A 2,753-nucleotide genomic window follows, 5' to 3' on the forward strand; every position below is an offset into this window, starting at 1 on the left:
TACCTCGACGCGGATCGGCCGATCGTAGGGGTTGGACGGAAAGACGCGGACCGCAAAGGCGTCGCTGACGCTTCGGACCTCACCGCGCATCGGGGTCAGCGACTGGGCTCGGGCGCCCCCAGCGAGCAGCACGGCCGCCAGAACCAGGATCGACGGGATGGCGGCGCGCTTCACTCGCATCGCACCGTCACCGTCGCCGAGTAGTTGCCGCCTCGGAACGAGTCCGTGCTGGGCTTGGTGCCGGTCAGATGAACGTTCATGTTGCTGGTCCCGGAGCCGGTCATCAGCGTCGAGGCCCCCGTCTCGGCGACGCTTTGCGTGCCGGTCATGGAGTAGACCGGCGTCCAGACCGTCGGCCCCGTATCGGCGGCGGGCGTGGTTGCGCTCGTAACCGCATCGAGGCTGACGCGCACGCCGCCCGTGGTTGTGATGGAGACCTGGGCCGGCGAGCCGCCAGCATTCTTGGAGCTGAGGTTGCTGAGCGTGCCGCTGGTGGTCATCACGCCGGTACCATTGACGATCGCGATCGAGCAGTTCGTCGTGACGGTGCCGTTGAACGTGACGGTGTTGGTGACAGCCTGCGCGCTGGCCGGAATGGATCCGCCGGCCAAGGCACTGGTCAGCCAGAACGCCTTTCTCATGCGTGACATGTGTTCGCTCGCGAAATGTGGTGACACCAGATCATCACTCGCGAGGCGTGTTCGAAACTTACGGTAGTTAACTAACAACCATTAGGGGAAATACGTAGTACGCTAGACTTCCTTTAGCTCGACAATAGGTCTGCGCGCCGATCGGGTCGCAGTCGCACCTCGGTAGATGAGTGACACTTGAATTGCAGCCAAACATTCGTTCGCTTTCCCCTGTCGATCGACCAATACCAGACGGTCGGCTACCCACCCCAGATCGCTGATCAGCGTTGGGGAAACGGACGCCCGGAAGCGGTCCATCCGCTTCCGACCCTTCACTGTCTTTCGACAGGCCGTCCGCCCAACCAAGAAGCGGACATCTCTAAAGCCGCGGCACCCTCGGTAAGACGAGCGTGGCGCCAGGCGACGTTGATTGTGACAGCGCGACCGCCGATCAAGTGTGACAGTTTGCTGAACGTCGGAGACCCTTTGTCCAAGACAGGGCCGAGCCGGCGTTGCCGTTCGCCGCTACGCCGCCTAACGGCTCAAGAGCACCTGCTTGGGGGTCTGGCGATGGCATATCGAAGGATACGAGAGGACGGCGACTACTTCCGCCGGTTCGCCGCAGCCAAAAGACGAGTAGGCAACAACGGTGAGCCTTGAGAACGTGCGGGAGCGGTGTCTTAGGCGGAGCGGTCGCTTCTCGCCATGGCCGCCCGAGCCGAGCTCGTCGGTGAGGATCGGCATGTTCGCCGGGCACGTAGAACGAGCGTGACGGGTAGCATGTAAAAGGCCTTCCTCAGCGTCAGAAACAGGCGCCACCTTGACGCTGTATTTACCGATCACCTCGTAGTTTTCCGTAATCGCGTCACGGGTTGCGGACATGCCGAAGATCAACGTCGACTCTCTCGCTGTCCCAGCTTTCTCGGTCGCGATCGATGACGACGGAACGGTCTTCTTCGATGGCATTAACGCCCCGCTGTGCGCGCTTACTAGGCTTACGAAAGAAGGCTTCGTTGGACGGAGGCCGAGCGATGTCCTCGCTTCGGATGGTGCTCGCGATTGGGAAGCGAATTATCGCCGATGCATCGCAACCGGTGTCATGGACGAGTACGAGGAACGCGTCACCACACCTTCCGGGACGCGCTGGTGGCGAACAATTCTCTCACCTGTCATCAACGATGCCGGAAAGGTCGTTCAACTCCTCGGGCTGACGTGTAACATCGACGAACGCAAAAGGACCGAGGAGCAACTTCGGTCGGAGGCCTATAGCGATCCGGTCACGGGTATCGGCAACCGACGTCGCTTCGACCTTGATCTCGCGGCGGCGATGGCGACGTCAATGGATACGGGAAAGCCCTTCGCGCTCGTCCTAGCCGACATCGACCGCTTCAAGTCCATCAACGACGCCTTCGGGCATGAGGTCGGGGACGAGGTCCTACGCGAGACGGCGCGCAGGCTGCGGTCCGGCGTGCGCCAGGGTGACCGGGTCGCACGCATCGGCGGCGACGAGTTCGCAGCGATCGTGTCTGCAGCGACGCCTGGCGCTGTTGCCCTCGCTCTCGATCGAATTGGGCGCACCTTCAGCGGGCCTGTCACAAGCGCGGGCATTGTCATTCCCGCGACGATCAGCCTTGGTGCCGCGCTATGGGACTCTTCGATGACGCCAAAGGACCTTCGGCGCGTCGCCGATCGGGCAATGTATGACCAGAAAGTGTCTCGCGCCTCACAGGCAGCGTAACGGTTTGTGCGATCGGCTTTGCCCCAAACAGTGCGCCGCAGGGTGAGTAGGACACCGGGCAACGCCTGTTCGTTGATGAGTTCGATGCCAAGAGATCAAGTTCGTAACCGGCAGATGACGACCCCTGAAGTCATCCCAGCAGGTCAGGTCGACGGAGCCGAACGGTGCCAACGGTACGCGCACTCAAACCTGGCCGACCGCAAGCGACCCAACGCAGACCTGCAGCGCCATCACGAACGGGCTCAAAAGCGGACACCACCTACGGGATCATCCCGGAGATCGCTCGGAACATCCGCCAGCTTCGTGGCTTAGGAAAATATCTCTTACAAAGGATTTTCCATGAAGCCCGTATCCTCGCTGGCCGTGGCCTTGGCCGCCGCAACCAT

Annotated in this window: 2 protein-coding genes; one reads left to right on the forward strand and one right to left on the reverse strand. The window is 61.8% G+C overall.

Translation table 11 applies throughout. From position 1 onward, the window contains the following. Positions 1–170: 170 nt before the first annotated feature. On the reverse strand, positions 171–650 hold the full coding sequence (locus tag AUL35_RS21275) for a hypothetical protein (protein ID WP_244493873.1): 480 nt from the start codon (positions 648–650) through the stop codon (positions 171–173). An 859-nt stretch (positions 651–1,509) separates the two neighbouring features. Between AUL35_RS21275 and AUL35_RS21280 the strand changes: the two genes are divergently transcribed. Next, a complete protein-coding gene (locus tag AUL35_RS21280) occupies positions 1,510–2,367 on the forward strand; it encodes a sensor domain-containing diguanylate cyclase (RefSeq protein ID WP_082666520.1) in 858 nt (285 codons plus the stop codon). Positions 2,368–2,753: the final 386 nt, after the last annotated feature.

Source organism: Aureimonas sp. AU4 (assembly GCF_001463765.1).
In the GTDB taxonomy this organism is placed as follows: Bacteria; Pseudomonadota; Alphaproteobacteria; order Rhizobiales; family Rhizobiaceae; genus Aureimonas.

Bases quoted from the DNA above. Each gene is read 5' to 3' on its own strand.
- AUL35_RS21275 (WP_244493873.1), bottom strand. From the start codon at position 650: ATGTCACGCATGAGAAAGGCGTTCTGGCTGACCAGTGCCTTGGCCGGC.
- AUL35_RS21280 (WP_082666520.1), top strand. From the start codon at position 1,510: ATGCCGAAGATCAACGTCGACTCTCTCGCTGTCCCAGCTTTCTCGGTC.